This window comes from Streptococcus sp. 27098_8_66, assembly GCF_041431945.1.
Taxonomy (GTDB): domain Bacteria; phylum Bacillota; class Bacilli; order Lactobacillales; family Streptococcaceae; genus Streptococcus; species Streptococcus dentalis.
Genome location: NZ_JAPVYS010000004.1, coordinates 78,306 through 95,984, shown reverse-complemented (window position 1 = coordinate 95,984; position 17,679 = coordinate 78,306). Strand labels below are relative to the sequence as shown.

At 44.9% G+C, this 17,679-nt stretch carries 12 protein-coding genes, 1 pseudogene and 1 riboswitch; of the genes and pseudogenes, 6 read left to right on the top strand and 7 right to left on the bottom strand.

Going from position 1 to position 17,679, the window contains the following annotated elements; translation table 11 throughout:
• Positions 1-68: 68 nt before the first annotated feature.
• A complete protein-coding gene (locus O3642_RS04740; protein ID WP_151378949.1) occupies positions 69-386 on the top strand; it encodes a hypothetical protein in 318 nt (105 codons plus the stop codon).
• Positions 387-579: 193 nt separating this feature from the next.
• Here O3642_RS04740 and O3642_RS04735 read toward each other — a convergent pair whose 3' ends face one another.
• Positions 580-1,428: a mechanosensitive ion channel family protein gene (locus tag O3642_RS04735; RefSeq protein ID WP_155128142.1), complete on the bottom strand. Its 849-nt coding sequence runs from the start codon at positions 1,426-1,428 to the stop codon at positions 580-582.
• Between the two features lie 137 nt (positions 1,429-1,565).
• Here O3642_RS04735 and sstT point away from each other — a divergent pair.
• A pseudogene (gene sstT, locus O3642_RS04730) lies at positions 1,566-2,782 on the top strand (serine/threonine transporter SstT).
• Positions 2,783-2,835: 53 nt separating this feature from the next.
• Here the strand turns inward: sstT and O3642_RS04725 are convergent.
• The 5 genes from O3642_RS04725 to O3642_RS04705 form a co-directional block, all read right to left on the bottom strand.
• Entirely contained in the window at positions 2,836-4,167 is a 1,332-nt protein-coding gene (locus O3642_RS04725; protein ID WP_371605512.1) for an alanine/glycine:cation symporter family protein, read from the bottom strand.
• A 102-nt stretch (positions 4,168-4,269) separates the two neighbouring features.
• A riboswitch (glycine riboswitch) is annotated at positions 4,270-4,364 on the bottom strand.
• 129 nt (positions 4,365-4,493) lie between these two features.
• Complete coding sequence (locus tag O3642_RS04720) at positions 4,494-5,912, bottom strand: C69 family dipeptidase (RefSeq protein WP_371605511.1); 1,419 nt, start codon at positions 5,910-5,912, stop codon at positions 4,494-4,496.
• Between the two features lie 442 nt (positions 5,913-6,354).
• Entirely contained in the window at positions 6,355-8,694 is a 2,340-nt protein-coding gene (locus O3642_RS04715) for an endonuclease MutS2 (protein ID WP_371605510.1), read from the bottom strand.
• A gap of 73 nt (positions 8,695-8,767) precedes the next feature.
• Positions 8,768-9,322, bottom strand: a complete 555-nt coding sequence (locus O3642_RS04710; RefSeq protein ID WP_021153876.1) for a CvpA family protein — start codon at positions 9,320-9,322, stop codon at positions 8,768-8,770.
• Between the two features lie 10 nt (positions 9,323-9,332).
• Positions 9,333-9,623: a hypothetical protein gene (locus O3642_RS04705; RefSeq protein WP_003005477.1), complete on the bottom strand. Its 291-nt coding sequence runs from the start codon at positions 9,621-9,623 to the stop codon at positions 9,333-9,335.
• 136 nt (positions 9,624-9,759) lie between these two features.
• On the opposite strand from O3642_RS04705, the gene rnhC reads away from it, so the two are divergent.
• The 3 genes from rnhC to O3642_RS04690 all read left to right on the top strand — a co-directional run bounded on the left by rnhC (position 9,760) and on the right by O3642_RS04690 (position 13,813).
• Positions 9,760-10,659, top strand: a complete 900-nt coding sequence (gene rnhC / locus O3642_RS04700) for a ribonuclease HIII (RefSeq protein ID WP_369087860.1) — start codon at positions 9,760-9,762, stop codon at positions 10,657-10,659.
• 3 nt (positions 10,660-10,662) lie between these two features.
• Entirely contained in the window at positions 10,663-11,313 is a 651-nt protein-coding gene (gene lepB / locus O3642_RS04695; protein WP_369087861.1) for a signal peptidase I, read from the top strand.
• Between the two features lie 67 nt (positions 11,314-11,380).
• Positions 11,381-13,813, top strand: a complete 2,433-nt coding sequence (locus tag O3642_RS04690) for an ATP-dependent RecD-like DNA helicase (RefSeq protein ID WP_371605509.1) — start codon at positions 11,381-11,383, stop codon at positions 13,811-13,813.
• Positions 13,814-13,821: 8 nt separating this feature from the next.
• Here O3642_RS04690 and dinB read toward each other — a convergent pair whose 3' ends face one another.
• A complete protein-coding gene (gene dinB / locus O3642_RS04685) occupies positions 13,822-14,928 on the bottom strand; it encodes a DNA polymerase IV (RefSeq protein WP_155128159.1) in 1,107 nt (368 codons plus the stop codon).
• A gap of 260 nt (positions 14,929-15,188) precedes the next feature.
• Between dinB and pflB the strand changes: the two genes are divergently transcribed.
• Complete coding sequence (gene pflB / locus O3642_RS04680; protein WP_155128162.1) at positions 15,189-17,504, top strand: formate C-acetyltransferase; 2,316 nt, start codon at positions 15,189-15,191, stop codon at positions 17,502-17,504.
• Positions 17,505-17,679: the final 175 nt, after the last annotated feature.

Sequence of the window (17,679 nt, the reverse complement as noted above, 5' to 3'; positions counted from 1 at the left end):
TTTTTTTACTTTACCCCCTTGCATTTTTAATAAATTAGTATTAAACTATAGCAAAAGGAGGTGTGCTTATGTTTCTTTTAGCTCAAGAAAAATCAGATACGATCGAATTCCTTAAGTCTGAATTGGTCCAATTACTCTCCAATATGCGACAAGAAATCGCAGCTAGCCGTCAATCACAGACCGGCGCAGCTTGCCATCATATTGAATGTTGCATGGACAAGATCCAAAGGGCAAAAAGTTCCGTAGCCATTGCCCTCCCGATCGAATCCTTAAATCTTGAAATCACGACTATGCTGCGCAAGCAACTCATCGTCTTGCCACCAGAGGCTCGAAAAAATTGGGACCAGATTAAAAAGCTGGATTTCAAATACTGCCACTTAAAATAGACCAAAAAAGAGAGTGGGACAGAAATCGGTAATTCGTTAGAATTCGATTTCGTCGTCCCACCTCCGCACAGTTGAGTAGGGCTGTAAAAGCTGATGAAATCAGCGTAGTAGAGCCCACTCAACCACTGCGTCTTGCTCGACAATCAAAAAATAATTGAGAGGCTAGGACTTTTGTCCCAGCCTCTTTTTTGTGTTACATGATCCCGTTCTTTCCTGTCGGTAGGCTAATCCCTGCTTCCATCAAGGCATCATGGTAGAGTTTATAGTAGGTATGATAGACAGTCGTCTGGGTTCCATTTTGCGCAGTCATAGCGATGCGGAAGGAATAACGACCATTTTTTTCGATCTGTGGGCCTAAAATCGTAGGACCTGTCAACACTTCTGGGTGTTTGTCTTGTTCTGACTGGTTGACCTGAGCAATCACCTGATAGATCTTGTCGAGATCGGTATTTGCGTCTAGCGGAATATCGATCAGTACGCGCATATCGCCGCGTGAGAGATTGCTGACGACGGTGATATTACGATTCGGAACAAAGTGGAGAGTCCCATCAAAGTCCCGTACCTGGGTCGTCCGAATCCCGACACTACTGACGATGCCGGCAATATTAATAGACCCATTCGTGAGACGAACATTGTCTCCCACGTCCAGCTGGCGTTCTAAAAGGATGAAGAAACCATTGACCAAATCGGAAAGAAAGCCCTGGGCTCCCATCCCAATCGCCACCCCAGCAATCCCAGCACCAGCCAAGAGACTAGAGACCGGAAGACCCAGAATCGACAAAATCCAGTAGATCAAGATGAAATACAAACAATAGTTTAAGAGGCTCTCAACCAAACGGAGAATCGTTTTTTTACGGGCTTCATCCTGCACCGTATACTTAAAGGAAGGGGTTAATATCCGCTTGACCAGGCTATGGATGACCTTTTTAGCGATAAAAAATAAAAGAAAGACAAAAATCAGAGAAATACATTTTGATATCAGATCATCAAAAATCTTTGTCCAATCTATTTTACTGAAATAACGTTGGAAAGCTTGACTCATTTATTCGGGCCTTTCTACCAAAGAATAGTATAATTATATCAAATATTCGGAAATAAGGCTATTTTTTGAAAATTTCATTGCTTTCCCCCCCTAACTATCGTATAATATTCCTTAATTATTTTTTAAGGAGGTCCTACATGATTCATCGATTGATTACAACTTGGAATAAAACCAACCTTATGAAAAGGATCGCAATCGGGATTGTACTTGGAGTCATCCTAGCACTTATCTTCCCGAAAGCAACTGGCATTGGACTCTTAGGAGAGTTCTTTGTTGGGGGCTCCGTGCGATCGCACCCCTTCTGGTCTTTGCGCTCGTCGCAAATGCCCTCTCCCAACACCAAAAAGGGACAGAGACCAATATGAAAAAGGTCATCGTCCTCTATCTCCTAGGAACCTTTGCAGCCGCCTTCGTTGCTGTTTTGGTCAATTACATCTTCCCGATCACCATTACCCTGACTGGAAAGGCCGCTGAAGGATCCTCTCCAAACGGGATTGGCGAAGTGATTAGTAACCTCTTGCTCAAGATCGTCGACAACCCGGTCAACGCCTTGCAGCAAGCTAACTACATCGGGATCCTTTCTTGGGCAACTGTCTTTGGGATCGCTATGAGAGAGGCGAGTGAACACAGTAAAGACCTCCTGCAAACCCTAGCATACATCACTTCAAAAATTGTTGAGTGGATTATCAACCTAGCTCCATTTGGGATCTTAGGCTTGGTCTTCACGACCATCGCTGGCCAAGGGCTCAGTGCCCTTAGTAACTACGGGATTCTCTTACTTGTTTTGGTTGGTACCATGGCTTTTGTAGCCCTGGTCATCAATCCATTGATCGTCTTTTTCATGATCCGCAAGAACCCTTATCCCCTAGTTTTTAAATGCCTCCGTGTCAGTGGGGTAACAGCCTTCTTCACTCGAAGTTCTGCAGCCAATATCCCTGTCAATATGCGTCTCTGTGAAGAGTTGGGGCTGAATCCGGACACCTATTCTGTCTCCATTCCACTTGGTTCAACTGTAAACATGGCAGGCGCAGCCGTGACGATCAATATTTTGACGCTAGCTGCTGCCAATACCTTGCACATTCAGGTTGACTTTGGAACGGCGCTCATCCTGAGTGTCGTAGCGGCTATCTCTGCTTGTGGAGCATCTGGAGTTGCTGGAGGATCTCTCCTTCTCATCCCTGTTGCTTGTAGCCTCTTTGGTATCACCAATGATTTGGCCATGCAAGTCGTCAGCGTCGGCTTTATCATCGGGGTCATCCAAGACTCTTGCGAAACAGCCCTCAACTCTTCGACAGATGTGCTCTTCACTGCCATCGCCGAAATGAGCAGCTGGCCAAAAGAAAAACGCTATTAAATGAGCCTATCTCAAATAGACAAGAAAACCCAGATCTCGCGATCTGGGTTTTCTTATTTCTTAAAGTATTGTTTGCTTTCTTTGATGATGACAGGGGAGAGAGCTAAAAGGGCGATCAGGTTGGGCAAAGCCATCAGCCCATTCACAATATCCGCGATCACCCAGACCAGATCCAGCTTAAGGAAGGCTCCCAGTCCAACCATAAAGACAAAGAAGGTCCGATAGAGGTTGATATGTTTGACACCAAATAGGAATTCAAAACACCGCTCTCCGTAATAAGACCATCCAAGAATAGTCGTGGTCGCAAAAAGCACCAAGCATAGCGTTAGAATGATACCTCCGACTGGACCAAAGACGCCTGTAAACGTATCCTGAGTCAGGGTGCTCGTGCTGCCCTTAGCCATCCACTCACCTGAAACCAAGAGTGAAAGTCCTGTCAAACTACAGATGATAATGGTATCAATAAAGGTTCCCGTCATGGAGATCAACCCTTGCTCGACGGCCTCATTGGTCTTCGCCGCTGCTGCTGCAATGGGTGCAGATCCGAGACCAGATTCATTAGAGAAAACTCCACGCGCCACCCCTTTTTGGATAGCCATTTTGACCGTTGCTCCTGTGAAACCTCCCATGGCTGCAGTCCCTGTAAAAGCACCCGAAAAGACCGATTTCAAGGCTGGAAGCAATTGGTCCAGATGCAAGGCAATGATCGTGACAGTCGCAAAGATATAGGCAGCAGCCATAAAAGGAACCACTTTTTCAGAGACTTTGGAAATCCAGTGAATCCCTCCAAAGATGATGGTCGAAACCACCAGAGCAATCACTACACTAGCTACTTCTGGAGCTGTTCCAAAACTTGCTTGAAGGGATCCCGTAATGGAATTAACCTGGGTCATGGTTCCGATCCCAAAGAGGGCTACCAACACTCCTGCAACCGCAAAGAAAATAGCCAATGGTCGCCACTTCTCTCCCATCCCGTGAAGAATGTAGTACATGGGACCACCTGAGATATGACCGTTGTCATCCTTGGTCCGATAACGAATGGCTAAGAACCCTTCTGCATACTTGGTCGCCATTCCAAAGAAGGCTGCCATCCACATCCAAAAGAGGGCACCTGGGCCACCTGTCTGAATCGCTGTAGCTACCCCTACAATATTCCCCGTCCCTACAGTAGCCGCTAGAGCTGTCGCAAGGGCTCCGAAGCTCGAGATATCCCCGTGTCCCTCATCTTCTGTAAAGATCAAGCGAAAAGCTTTTGGAAGGTAGCGTATCTGAAGCAATCCCAAGCGAAGCGTCAGGTAGATCCCTGTTCCTACCAAGAGCACCAATAAGGGGGCGCCCCACACTAAATTATCGATCTGCTGAAAAAACTGCAATACATGATCCATTTTCTGTCTCCTTTTTCATCGACCGCTCGACAGAAAAGAGAAAAAGAAAGAGCACATGTCAAACATGTACTCTGGTCCTGCTTAAAATAGGGAACTTCCCCTATCTTTCGCTCTGTCCTTTTACCTGAGAGTTTGAGTAGATGCATCCTCTACCTTGCCCCTTCGGTGCCATTTCTGGTCTCTCCAGAGTTCCGTCCATTCACAGTCACTCACGCTCCTGCAAACTTCATTCGGTCGTATATAATTTTCTCTATTTTAATCGATTCTCAAAAGTTTGTCAATCGTTTCTGAAAATATCTTGTAAACTACCTGAAAATACACAGTTTTTAATCACTCAAGGAGAAGTGATTGGTCATGAGGTTGCTAGCATCGAGCAAAATCTTGTCCAAGAGTTGATCTGTCGCTTCCTGGATTTGATCACTCATAGCTTGGTTTTCCGCCTCAAAATCAACGGTGTCACCTGCTGCAAGTGCACGATCGACTTTATTGATGCGCGCATGTCCCCAGGCCATTGTTGTTTCTTGGTAATCATCCAAATCACCAACATGGTGAGCATAGTGAGGATCTGCTAGTCCTGCAATAATCCGGTTGGCCCAGTAGAAGGAATCCGTTGTTACCTTAGCCGTCGTATTGGCAAAGTAGTCTGGCGTTGTATCCACTTGGGTAAAGAAAGGGACGGCTGTATTGTAAGGCATGGAGCCATAAGAAATCCATTGGATACCTGTCGTTTCTTGTGGTTTATTGGGACGCAATTGCAGAATCGCTGTCTGGCTGGTCCGGTTGATCCCGATCGTCCGGAAGGTCCGCTGACTCACGTGATCTCCTTCAGGGCCATAGGGATCGTAGATAGTGTCTTGGTAGTGGTTGCTCAAGACATATTTGACATCTTCAATCGTCACCTTGCGATAGGGTTTTTGACACCAAGGAATCTCAAAACTCCGTGGATCCTGCTCGATTTCAGGATTGAGGAAACGCTGGATGGCCCAAGCCCGCGGTGTATTGTAGTGGCGATCCTTGTCTTTTTGGCTACCAAAGGCATAGCGTGGATTAAAACCTTTCCCTTCTTGATCCAGAATCAAATGGTGCTCTGTGACAAAATGTTCAAGATCCGGGTCACAAAGAAACTCATCGGGATTGCCAAATTCAAAATAATCACTTCCCAGTTGGTTCGGGTTGGTCACATAGGCATCATCAGGGACACGGCGCGCCATCCAGTGGTGACCTCCGATGGTTTCCAACCACCAGATTTCATTCACATCTGAAATGGCGATCCCGTTAGACTCATAAGTTCCGTACTCTTCCAAAATCTTTCCGAGACGCAAGACCCCTTCGCGGGCGGTCTTAACATAAGGCAAGACCAAGGTCAGCATGTCTTCCTCACCGATGCCACTCTCTACTAGGGGATCTACCCCTAGCACACGGCTATTGGTCGTAATGGTCTCTGTCTCACTCATGGCTACATTATAGACATTGATCCCAGCTTCTCCCCAGATCCCGTCTTTAGGAATGGCATCTGGAACCGCTGTATAGCGAACTGGATTATCTGGCAAGTCGATTTCAAAAGTTGATAAAACAGACTTGTAATGACGCGGTTGATCTTCCGGTTTGACCACGATCAATTTCTTGGGCGTAAAAACGCCATTTTGAGAATCCTCTGTTCGTGCTACAATGGTCGAACCATCATAGCTAGCATTTTTTCCGACTAGAATCGTTGTACACGAATCTGCACTTTCACGTTTACGCATGCGTATCCTCCCAAATCATTCATTGCCTCTATTATAGCACTTTTAAAAAGGAGGACCTACTGAAAATCAGATTTAAAAGCGAATCCTTTTCAACAACTTTCAAATATTTTCATTATGTAAGATTTTAAAAAAACTAGCTGATAAACAGCTAGGATTTAGAATGTAGATAAATTTTTTTACTTAAAACAACTTAAGTGATATAGAATAATTAAAACTGATACATACTAATAGGCTCATTCAAACATATACTGAAACTTTCCGCCGTGATAAAAGTGACTGAAACACAATTGTTTCAGTCACTCGGGAGTTTTGAGACCTTAGGCTCAAAACTAAGTCATGGAACTTCTTCGAAGTTGGCTGACGTCCGTACTCACCTAAGGAAAGTTTCTAAGATAACTTTTTCTTCAATCTGAATCTAGCTAATGAAAAGCTAGGGCTTGACTTATCCTTTAAACGTAACAATAGTCGCGCCGCTACCACCTGCATTTTGTGGGGCATATTCAAAACTTTTGACGTGTTTGTTGCGGCGGAGGTATTTGGTCACCCCTTCACGGATGACACCCGTCCCAATCCCGTGGATGATATCGACTTGTGCCATGTTGTTGAGCAGCGCTTGATCGATAAAGCCATCTAGCTCTTGCATGGCCTCTTCATAGCGTTTCCCACGGAGGTCCAGACGCGCTCTCGGCCCACTCGTGTTCGAACGTTTGACGACATTCACCTGGCGTTTCTTAGGTTGAGTTGCTTCTTTTTCAGCCTTGATAAGGTTGAATTCTTTTTCTTCCAAGGTCATCTTGATCAAGCCGACTTGCGCCTCCCAGCGGCCATCTTTGAGTTGCTTGACCAGGGTTCCACGTTGGCCATAGCTGATAACCAAGATTTCATCACCTACCTTAGGAGCACGCGCTTTTTTGGCTTTTTTCAAGACCTTGTTTTTAGAAAGGTCAACGGTCTCAGGAGCGAGTTTTTTCAACTGAGACTTGGCTTCAATGATCTCATGTGGTTTCAACTGGGATTTTGCGTGAAGTCCTTGAAGGATACGGTCACTCTCTGAGAGGGCCATGTCCACAATTTCCTTGGCCTCTTCTCTCGCCTTATTGAGCTCTGTTTCTCTCTCTCTGGTCAGTTCGTTATAGAGTTTTCGAAGAGCACGATTGAATTTAAGATTTTCTTGCTCGACCTCTTGAATGGTATCCAAGCGCTTGCGACTTTCTAAGGTCTGCGCCTCCAATTTTTCAATAATTTGATTGACATCATTATCCGTATTGGTCATCTTCATGGCATCCTGGATAATGGTCTCAGACAAGCCCAAACGGCGGGCGATCTCAAAGGCATTGGAGCGACCAGGAACTCCTTGCATGAAGCGATAGGTAGGACGCAGACTTGCTGTGTCAAACTCCATGCTGGCATTTTGCACCCCTGCAGTCTCAATTCCATAAGCCTTGAGCTCTGGATAGTGGGTTGTCGCCATGGTCTTAATCCCGCGTAAACGCAGGTCTTCTAGGATAGCAATAGCAAGGCCAGCCCCCTCTTGAGGATCGGTTCCAGCCCCCAACTCATCCAGAAGGATCAAGGAGGCGGTATCCACTTGATTTAAGATAGATACGATATTGGTCATATGACTGGAGAAGGTCGACAAGCTCTGCTCGATCGATTGTTCATCTCCAATATCTGCAAAGACCTGTGAGAAGATGCCCACACGACTACCTGGATCTGCTAGGATGGGAAGACCAGACTGGGCCATAATTTGCGCTAGTCCCAGCGTTTTTAGCATGATGGTTTTCCCCCCTGTATTGGGACCGGTAATCACGATTTCTGTCAAGTCCTCGGTAAAATGCAGGTCATTCGCGACAGCATTTTCAATCAAGGGATGACGTAATTGCAAGAGCTGAATAGAGCGATTGCTACTAACCTCTGGTACCACTGCCTTATAATCGCGCATAAACCGATACTTGGCCTTGATCAAGTCTAAGTGACCGATAATCCAAGCATTATTTGCAATTTCTGCTGCATGAGGGCGCAGGGTGTCAGATAATTCCTCCAGAATCTGAATGATTTCATACCGTTCATCGGCTCGATGGTTGGCAATTTCTTCATTAAGATTGACGACTGCCCGAGGCTCGATATAAACGGTATTCCCGCTGGCTGAGATATCGTGGACCACCCCTGCAATCCGGTTGCGATAGGTGTTTTTTACTGGTAGAACATTGCGGCCATTCCGACTAGCAATCACAACATCCGCTAACATATCGACCTTGCTTTTCAGCAGATCTTGTAGAATCTCTCTGACCTGGTGTTCATTTTCCTGGATTCGGCGACGGATTTTGGCCAATTTTTCACTGGCAAAAGACTCGACAAAGCCTCCTTCGTTGATAGCTTGAAGTCCACCTTGTAGGCGTGGTAAATCCACCAAGTTGTCAAAGAGGCGATTGAGCCTTTCCAGACGGACATTTTCCAAGTTGTCGTAGAAATCCGTGAGCTCATGTGTCACCCGAAGGACAGCTTTTAGCGCTAGTAATTCATCGATATTGAGGGATGCCTCCATCTCCAAACGCTTGGCCACTGGACGGACATCTTGAATGGTCGATACGGCAAAGCGAGGCTCTTCCAAGAGGATCTGCTCCATATCTTCTAGCTCCGTAAAGGCCGTTTCGATGCTTTCTTTTTTATCAGTTGGAGTAAGGGCTGCTAGCTCCATCTCCCCTTGTTCTGTCTGTAGATAGGGTTCAAAGAGTTGCTTGACCTTGTCAAACTCCAGAATATCTAAGATTTTTTTATTCATGTTTCTCCTACAAAAAAAGTGAGCGTCCTTCCTTGAATCGGACTTGTCTCACTCCTTTCTTCATTTTTGCTCCTTAAGCTCCGATAATCGCAGTCACCCACAAGTTGTGGAACAGACTGGAACTGATCGGGGTATGAAGGATGATAAAGCGGATCAATCCACTTGCATTTAGTCTATTTTGGATGGAAGCCATGGGAACCGTTGAGAGGACAGTCAAGCCCATTTGGATGACCAAGAGAGTAATCACGACGGCGATCACACCCGCTCCAATTTGATACTTGCGATCCTCCAGTTTTTCTGGCTGGGGTACCAAGTGCATAAAGATCCCAATCACACGACCAATCAGGTAGATCATCGCAAAAATCAATACATAAGCTAAACCTGCATAAAAGATGTCATCTAATTGAAATAGGTAGCGGTTGGCATAAAAATAATTCACCGATTGCTGGGTGGGACTCGAAAAAGGAACCCATAAAGACAACACCTTGGCCAGCCCCTTGTAGCTGCCGCCTGCAATCAAGAGGGCCACTAAGGTCACTAGAAAGTAATAGGACTGGAGGATAATCCCTCTTGCATAACCAATATAAAAACTCCATGCCAAAATCAATAAGATTAAGAAAGTTAACATGTATCTCCTCTTATTTAGATGATTTATCCTTTAAGTCGTCTAAAGCTTTGCGACGAAAATCATCTAATTCTTTTTCTTTGTCGTCAAACTCAATCTCGCGATTCAGCTGCATGGACAAACTATTTACTGCCAATAAGATCGCGATGGTTTCGTCATCTGCCTCTGGCATTTGTTCCTTAATTGCTTGGTATTTTTCTTTCGCAACACGTTCGACTTCTTCCATAAACAGATTATCATGGTTGGTTGTTAAAGTGAGCGCTTTGTTTCCAAATGTAAATTTATATCTATTTAAGCTCGCCATAAAAATCACCTCACGGTATTATACCAAAAAAGGCTAGCTTTGTCAGTAGCAAAACCCCTCTTCACAGGGATTTTCCAGTGGATTCTTTCTTTCTTTTTGCTCCCTCTCTCCCTGAATTTGTGGTACAATAGTGGTTATGGAAAGTATGACACTCACTCCAACACAGGAGCAAATCCTTGATTTTGTCCATACCTATCGCAGTTCTCTCACTCAAAGCAAGAATCCTCATATGGATTATTTCTTTCGACTAGAGGGAGCGACCGTTTCAATCTACAAGTCTGGAAAAGTCTTGCTCCAGGGCAATGACCTTACTCCTTACCTGGCCTTTTTCGGGCAAGATGCTGGGAACCCTAAAGGTTCTACTACTTCATCTGCAGGACCAGATCTAGCCATGATCGGAACCGACGAGGTCGGAAACGGCTCTTATTTTGGTGGACTCACCGTCGTTGCATCCTTTGTCACACCTGACCAGCACGACTGGCTCAAAAAGCTCGGTGTGGGGGATTCAAAGACCTTGGATGATCGAAAAATTCAGCAATTGGCTCCTCTCCTTGAGGAAAACATCCAGCACCAAGCACTCTTATTGTCTCCAAAGAAGTACAATGAAGTCATTGCTTCTGGCTACAATGCTGTTTCAGTCAAAGTGGCCCTGCACAATCAGGCTATCTATCTTCTATTAAATAAAGGAGTCCAAGCAGAGCGAATTGTGATCGATGCCTTTACGACGGCTAAAAACTACCAAAAATACGTGAAAGCCGAAAAAAATCAGGTCACCCAAGCCATTGATTTGGAAGAAAAAGCAGAAGGTAAGTATTTAGCTGTTGCAGTTAGTTCCATCATCGCCCGCAATCTCTTCCTTCAAAATCTGGAAGATCTGGGCAAGGAACTGGGCTTTAATCTCCCTAGTGGAGCAGGGACGAAGTCTGACCAAGTCGCTGCTAAATTGCTCCAGACCTACGGGATGAAAGCTCTGGATTATTGTGCCAAACTCCATTTTAAAAACACAGAAAAAGCAAAGAAATTACTAGAAAGATAAGTTATGTCAAAAAGAAGTTCAAAACATACATCTAGCTCACCAGTGGTGAGATTCCTTAAAGAATGGGGCCTCTTCAGCATCATCGTTGGTCTCATCATCGCCTCTCGCGTCTTCCTTTGGGCTCCGGTCAAGGTGGATGGTCATTCGATGGATCCGACCTTGGCTGATAGCGAGTACCTCCTTGTGATCAACCACCTTTCGATTGATCGTTTCGACATTGTCGTTGCCAGTGAAAAAGACGACGACGGCAAAACCAAGGACATCGTCAAGCGGGTCATCGGTCTTCCTGGAGATACTATCCAGTATGACAACGATACTCTCTACATCAATGGGAAAAAGACCAATGAGCCCTATTTGAAAGACTACATCGCTCGTTTCAAAAAAGATAAATTGCAATCAACCTACACTGGAAAAGGGTTCGAAGAAAACGGAGAACTCTTCCGCCAATTGGCCAATACAGCCCAAGCCTTTACAGTAGACAAGGATGGCAATCCTAAATTTACCTTGAAGTTGCTCGACGATGAATACCTCTTACTTGGAGATGACCGGATCGTTTCAAAAGATAGCCGTCAGGTCGGAGCTTTCAAGAAAGAACAAATCAAAGGACAAACTGTCTTTAGACTATGGCCTATCTACCCTTTCAAAACTTATTAGTATAGATCAACAGACTGAGGCTGAGACAAGTATGTCCCAGCCTTGCTTTATAAAAAGGAAAGAAATGATGGAATATTATTTTTCTGGTACTATTGAGCGTATTATTTTTGAAAATCCTAGCAGTTTTTTTCGAATCCTCTTACTCGACATCAGCGATACAGATGCCGAAGACTTTGATGATTTTGAGATCATTGTAACGGGCACTATGGCAGATATTATGGAAGGCGAAGACTATACTTTCTGGGGGGAGCTGGTCCATCATCCTAAATACGGAGAACAGCTCAAAATCAATCGCTATGAACGTGCTAAACCCTCTAGCAAGGGCTTGGTGAAATATTTTTCCAGCGATCACTTCAAAGGAATTGGGCTCAAAACGGCTCAAAAAATCGTGGACCTCTATGGAGACAATACCATTAACAAAATTCTGGAGGCCCCTGAAAAATTAGAAGATATCACTGGTCTCTCCAAGAAAAACCGCCTGGCTTTTGTAGAAAAACTCCGTCAGAATTACGGAGCAGAGCGCATTCTCGCCCAACTAGCCAACTATGGCATTCCCAATAAATTGGCCTTTCAGATCCAAGATTTTTATAAAGAAGAAACCCTCCAGATCGTGGAGCAACAGCCCTACCGATTGGTGGAAGATATCCAAGGCATGGGCTTTAAAATCGCGGACCAACTAGCCGAAGAATTGGGGATTGCAAGTGACGCCCCTGAGCGTTTCCGCGCGGGTCTGATCCACAGCCTTTTTAGCTACTCTATCGAGACTGGAAATACCTACATCGAAGCCAAAGACCTCCTGCGCTATACCATTGACCTTTTAGAATCCGCTCGGCCAGTAGAATTGGACCCTTCCACTGTCGCCCAAGAATTAGGACGCCTCATCGAGGAAGACAAGGTCCAAAACGTGGACACCAAGATCTTTGACAATAGCCTCTTCTTTGCGGAGGAAGGGATTCGCAGTCATATCGGTCGCCTCCTAGAAAAAGGAAAGCAAGCTTCATTTGACCCTGAGAAAATCAACCAGGAGATTGAGGCGGTTGAAAAAGATTTGGGGATTCGCTACGATGCGATTCAAAAAGAGGCGATTCACCAAGCTATCCAAAACAAGGTCTTTATCCTCACCGGGGGTCCTGGGACAGGAAAGACTACCGTTATCAATGGGATGATCAGTGTCTATGCCCAACTCCACCAGCTGGACCTTCGGAAGAAACAAGACCTGCCGATCCTCTTGGCTGCCCCAACGGGACGGGCAGCTAGGCGCATGAATGAGCTGACAGGACTTCCGAGCGCCACCATCCACCGCCATTTGGGGATGACTGGGGATGATGACACCAGCCACTTAGAGGACTACCTAGATGCAGACTTTATCATTGTGGATGAATTTTCCATGGTTGATACCTGGCTAGCTAATCAATTACTTAGCAATATTGCAACAGATACGAAACTCTTGATTGTGGGAGATGCCGACCAATTACCTTCCGTCAGCCCTGGTCAGGTCTTGGCTGATCTCTTGCAGATCCCAAGCATCCCTCAGACCAAACTGGAGCATATTTTCCGTCAGAGTGAGGACTCGACCATTGTCTCACTGGCAGGAGACATTCGCCAAGGCAAGCTTCCTCAAGATTTCACAGAACGAAAAGCTGACCGCTCTTATTTCGAAGCCGGAAGCGAACACATCCCTAAGATGATCGAACAAATCACTTCTGCTGCCCTTCGCAGTCAAATCCCTGCTCGAGATATCCAGGTCTTGGCACCCATGTACAAGGGCCAGGCCGGCATTGACAATATCAATACGCTCATGCAAGACCTTCTCAATCCAGCTGTCAAAGATCAGGTGGTTTTTGACACGCCAGACTGCCAATACCGCGATGGAGACAAGGTCATCCATCTGGTCAATGATGCAGAAAGCAATGTCTTTAACGGAGATATCGGCTACATCACCGATCTTCTCCCAGGAAAATATACAGAATCCAAGCAAGATGAATTGACCATCCAATTTGATGGCAATGAAATCGTCTATCCGCGCGATGAATGGTACAAGATTCGCTTAGCCTATGCCATGAGTATTCACAAATCGCAAGGAAGTGAGTTCCCGGTAGTGATTTTACCCATTACCAATCAAAGCCACCGGATGTTGCAGCGTAATTTGATCTATACTGCCATCACGCGCTCTAAGAGCAAGCTGATTCTCTTAGGAGAATACAGCGCCTTTGATTACGCCACTAAAAATACCGGTACTGCGCGCAAGACCTACTTGGTGGAGCGCTTCAAGGACCTGGACGGAGGCGAGGCAACCAAAGACTCTTCTTCATCCGTTGCCACCGCTTCTGCTACAGTAGAATCCGCACGAAGCAAGGAAGGGACTGTTGAAAGGAAGGCTGAGCCTGATGAACCGACTGTCTATCGACTGACAGAAGACAATCTCCACACCATTTCTCCTATGATCGGACTGACTGAAGAAGAGATTGCAGCCTTTTTTGACATCAAAAAATACGACTAGTGAACAAACTAGTCGTTTTCTTTTTCTTCCACCAAAGGCAGCTCAGTATGATTGATGAAATTGGTCATGGTGACACCCAAGAGACGGATTCCTGTATTTATCGATTCGATTTCTTGAAAAATATGTCGGGCGGAACGATTGATCCACTCAGCCTCTCGTGTTGGCTCCGTCAATGTCATCCGCTTGGTCAGGGTGGTGAAGTCTCCATAGCGCACTTTTAAGACCAAGGTCTTTCCTTGCTTGCCGTGTTTTTCCAGCGATTGGGCCACCTTACTGGACAGATTGGCAATTTCTTCTAAAATATCATCTTCAGCATAGAGTAGCTTGCGGTAGGTCCGCTCTTTTCCGATCGACTTGCGGATGCGATGGTTCTTGACAGGGCTATTGTGAATGCCTCGCGCCTTACGAAAGAGATCATAGCCAAAGCGTCCAAATCGATCAATCAAAGTCATCTCCGGGATGGCTAAAAGATCCGCGCCAGTATAGACCCCCATCTCATGCAGCCGCTCCACTGTCTTCTTTCCTACCCCGTGAAATTTGGCAATGTCCATCTGGCTCAGGAAATCCTCGGCATCCTCCGGCAAGACCACCGTTAGGCCACGGGGCTTTTGGTAGTCACTTGCCATCTTGGCCAAAAACTTATTATAAGAGACACCTGCTGAAGCTGTGAGATGCAGCTCTTCCCAGATCGCATGCTGAATCAAGCGGGCAATCTTGACAGCTGATTTGCTCTGGATTTTATTTTCCGTCACATCTAGATAGGCTTCGTCAATACTCATAGGCTCGATCAGATCTGTATAGCGCTTGAAAATCTCACGAACCTGCTCGCCCACTTCTCGGTATTTTTCATAATTTCCAGAGATAAAAATCGCTTGGGGACAAAGGTCCAGCGCTTCCTTGGAACTCATGGCCGAATGAATCCCATATTTCCGTGCTTCATAGTTACAGGTCGAGACCACACCTCTCCCTCCTGATTGACGAGGGTCCTGGCCAATTACGACAGGCTTCCCCTTTAAACTAGGGTTATCTCTTTCTTCGACTGCAGCAAAAAATGCATCCATATCAATATGAATAATCTTGCGACTCGTATCATTCACCAATGGAAATATCAGCATTTTTCACCCTCCTTTTTTCTATTATAAGAAGAAAATTTTAGAATTGCAAAAATCGGCCCTTCCTAAAAACATGAAAATTGATGGAAATTCATGTTCGTTTTCAAAAATGTAGTACAGTATCGCAGAAGAATTGAAACTGTATTATAAAAGAATCTGCTATTTTTCGCAATTTGTCTTTGTGTAACCGGTTTCTGTATGGTATACTACTATTGTAAGTGCAACAGATATAGTTGCTAGAAAGACAATAGAGGAAAATAAAAATGGTTGTTAAAACAGTCGTTGAAGCACAAGATATTTTTGACAAAGCCTGGGAAGGCTTCAAAGGTGAAGATTGGAAAGAAAAAGCAAGCGTTTCTCGCTTCGTTCAAGCTAACTACACACCTTATGATGGCGATGAAAGCTTCCTAGCTGGTCCAACTGAACGTTCTCTTCACATCAAAAAGATTGTTGAAGAAACAAAAGCTCATTACGAAGAAACTCGTTTCCCATACGATAACCGTCCAACATCTATCGCTGATATCGCAGCTGGATATATCGACAAAGAAAACGAATTGATCTTCGGTATCCAAAATGATGAATTGTTCAAATTGAACTTCATGCCTCGTGGTGGTATCCGTATGGCGGAAACTACTTTGAAAGAAAATGGATACGAACCAGATCCAGCAGTTCATGAAATCTTCACAAAATACGTTACAACTGTAAACGATGGTATCTTCCGTGCTTATACTACAAACATCCGTCGTGCACGTCACGCTCACACTGTAACTGGTCTTCCAGATGCATACTCTCGTGGACGTATCATCGGGGTTTATGCACGTTTGGCTCTTTACGGTGCTGACTACTTGATGGCTGAAAAAGCAAACGACTGGAACTCTATTACTGAAATCGATGAAGAATCAATCCGTCTTCGTGAAGAAGTAAACCTTCAATACCAAGCACTTCAAGAAGTTGTTAAATTGGGTGACCTTTATGGTGTAGACGTACGTCGTCCTGCCTTCAATACAAAAGAAGCAATCCAATGGACAAACATCGCCTTCATGGCTGTCTGCCGTGTGATCAACGGTGCTGCTACTTCTCTTGGACGTGTGCCAATCGTTTTGGATATCTACGCTGAACGTGACTTGGCTCGTGGTACATTTACTGAATCAGAAATCCAAGAATTCGTTGACGATTTCGTTATGAAATTGCGTACTGTTAAATTTGCTCGTACAAAAGCTTACGACGAATTGTACTCAGGTGACCCAACCTTCATCACAACATCAATGGCTGGTATGGGTAACGACGGTCGTCACCGTGTTACTAAGATGGACTACCGTTTCTTGAACACTTTGGACAACATCGGTAACTCTCCAGAACCAAACTTGACAGTTCTTTGGACTGACAAATTGCCATACAACTTCCGTCGCTACTGTATGCACATGAGCCATAAACACTCTTCTATCCAATACGAAGGTGTAACAACAATGGCGAAAGACGGATACGGTGAAATGAGCTGTATCTCATGTTGTGTATCTCCACTTGACCCAGAAAACGAAGAACAACGCCACAACATCCAATACTTCGGTGCTCGTGTTAACGTTCTTAAAGCTCTTCTTACTGGTTTGAACGGTGGTTACGACGATGTTCATAAAGACTATAAAGTATTTGACATCGATCCAATCCGTGACGAAGTTCTTGAATTCGAATCTGTTAAAGCAAACTTCGAAAAATCTCTTGACTGGTTGACAGACACTTACGTAGATGCTTTGAACATCATCCACTACATGACTGATAAGTACAACTACGAAGCTGTTCAAATGGCCTTCTTGCCAACTCACCAACGCGCTAACATGGGATTCGGTATCTGTGGATTCGCTAACACTGTTGATACTTTGTCAGCAATCAAATACGCTACTGTTAAACCAATCCGTGACGAAGATGGCTACATCTACGATTACGAAACAATCGGTGAATACCCACGTTGGGGTGAAGATGACCCACGTTCTAACGAATTGGCAGAATGGTTGATCGAAGCTTACACTACTCGTCTTCGCAGCCACAAACTTTACAAGAACGCTGAAGCAACTGTTTCACTTCTTACCATCACTTCTAACGTTGCTTACTCTAAACAAACTGGTAACTCACCAGTCCACAAAGGGGTATACCTCAACGAAGATGGTTCTGTGAACTTGTCTAAATTGGAATTCTTCTCACCAGGTGCTAACCCATCTAACAAAGCTAAAGGTGGATGGTTGCAAAACTTGAACTCACTTGCTAGCCTTGACTTTGGTTACGCAGCTGATGGTATCTCACTCACTACTCAAGTATCACCACGTGCTCTTGGTAAAACTCGTGACGAACAAGTTGATAACTTGGTAACTATCCTTGATGGATACTTCGAAAACGGTGGACAACACTGTAACTTGAACGTTATGGACTTGAACGATGTTTACGAAAAGATCATGTCAGGTGAAGACGTTATCGTTCGTATCTCTGGATACTGTGTAAACACTAAATACCTCACTCCAGAACAAAAAACTGAATTGACACAACGTGTCTTCCACGAAGTTCTTTCAATGGATGATGCCTTGAACTAAGATTCAAATAGGTCTTAAAAACCAGTCGGAAACGGCTGGTTTTTTCATCCCCATCGAAAGAGTATTCTGAATTTTGAAAGAGTTTAAGAGCCTACTATATAGAGTTTGACAGCGCTTTCTCCAAGTGTTATAGTAGAGCTGTAAATAATATAGAAGGGGTGATCCTATGTTTTTA

What these genes read in the sequence shown, in the direction of transcription:
- O3642_RS04740 (WP_151378949.1), top strand. Translation starts at nt 69, where the DNA reads ATGTTTCTTTTAGCTCAAGAAAAATCAGATACGATCGAATTCCTTAAG.
- O3642_RS04710 (WP_021153876.1), bottom strand. Translation starts at nt 9,322, where the DNA reads ATGTTAACTTTCTTAATCTTATTGATTTTGGCATGGAGTTTTTATATT.
- lepB (WP_369087861.1), top strand. Translation starts at nt 10,663, where the DNA reads ATGTCAAAAAGAAGTTCAAAACATACATCTAGCTCACCAGTGGTGAGA.
- dinB (WP_155128159.1), bottom strand. Translation starts at nt 14,928, where the DNA reads ATGCTGATATTTCCATTGGTGAATGATACGAGTCGCAAGATTATTCAT.
- O3642_RS04715 (WP_371605510.1), bottom strand. Translation starts at nt 8,694, where the DNA reads ATGAATAAAAAAATCTTAGATATTCTGGAGTTTGACAAGGTCAAGCAA.
- pflB (WP_155128162.1), top strand. Translation starts at nt 15,189, where the DNA reads ATGGTTGTTAAAACAGTCGTTGAAGCACAAGATATTTTTGACAAAGCC.
- rnhC (WP_369087860.1), top strand. Translation starts at nt 9,760, where the DNA reads ATGGAAAGTATGACACTCACTCCAACACAGGAGCAAATCCTTGATTTT.
- O3642_RS04690 (WP_371605509.1), top strand. Translation starts at nt 11,381, where the DNA reads ATGGAATATTATTTTTCTGGTACTATTGAGCGTATTATTTTTGAAAAT.
- O3642_RS04725 (WP_371605512.1), bottom strand. Translation starts at nt 4,167, where the DNA reads ATGGATCATGTATTGCAGTTTTTTCAGCAGATCGATAATTTAGTGTGG.
- O3642_RS04705 (WP_003005477.1), bottom strand. Translation starts at nt 9,623, where the DNA reads ATGGCGAGCTTAAATAGATATAAATTTACATTTGGAAACAAAGCGCTC.
- O3642_RS04720 (WP_371605511.1), bottom strand. Translation starts at nt 5,912, where the DNA reads ATGCGTAAACGTGAAAGTGCAGATTCGTGTACAACGATTCTAGTCGGA.
- O3642_RS04735 (WP_155128142.1), bottom strand. Translation starts at nt 1,428, where the DNA reads ATGAGTCAAGCTTTCCAACGTTATTTCAGTAAAATAGATTGGACAAAG.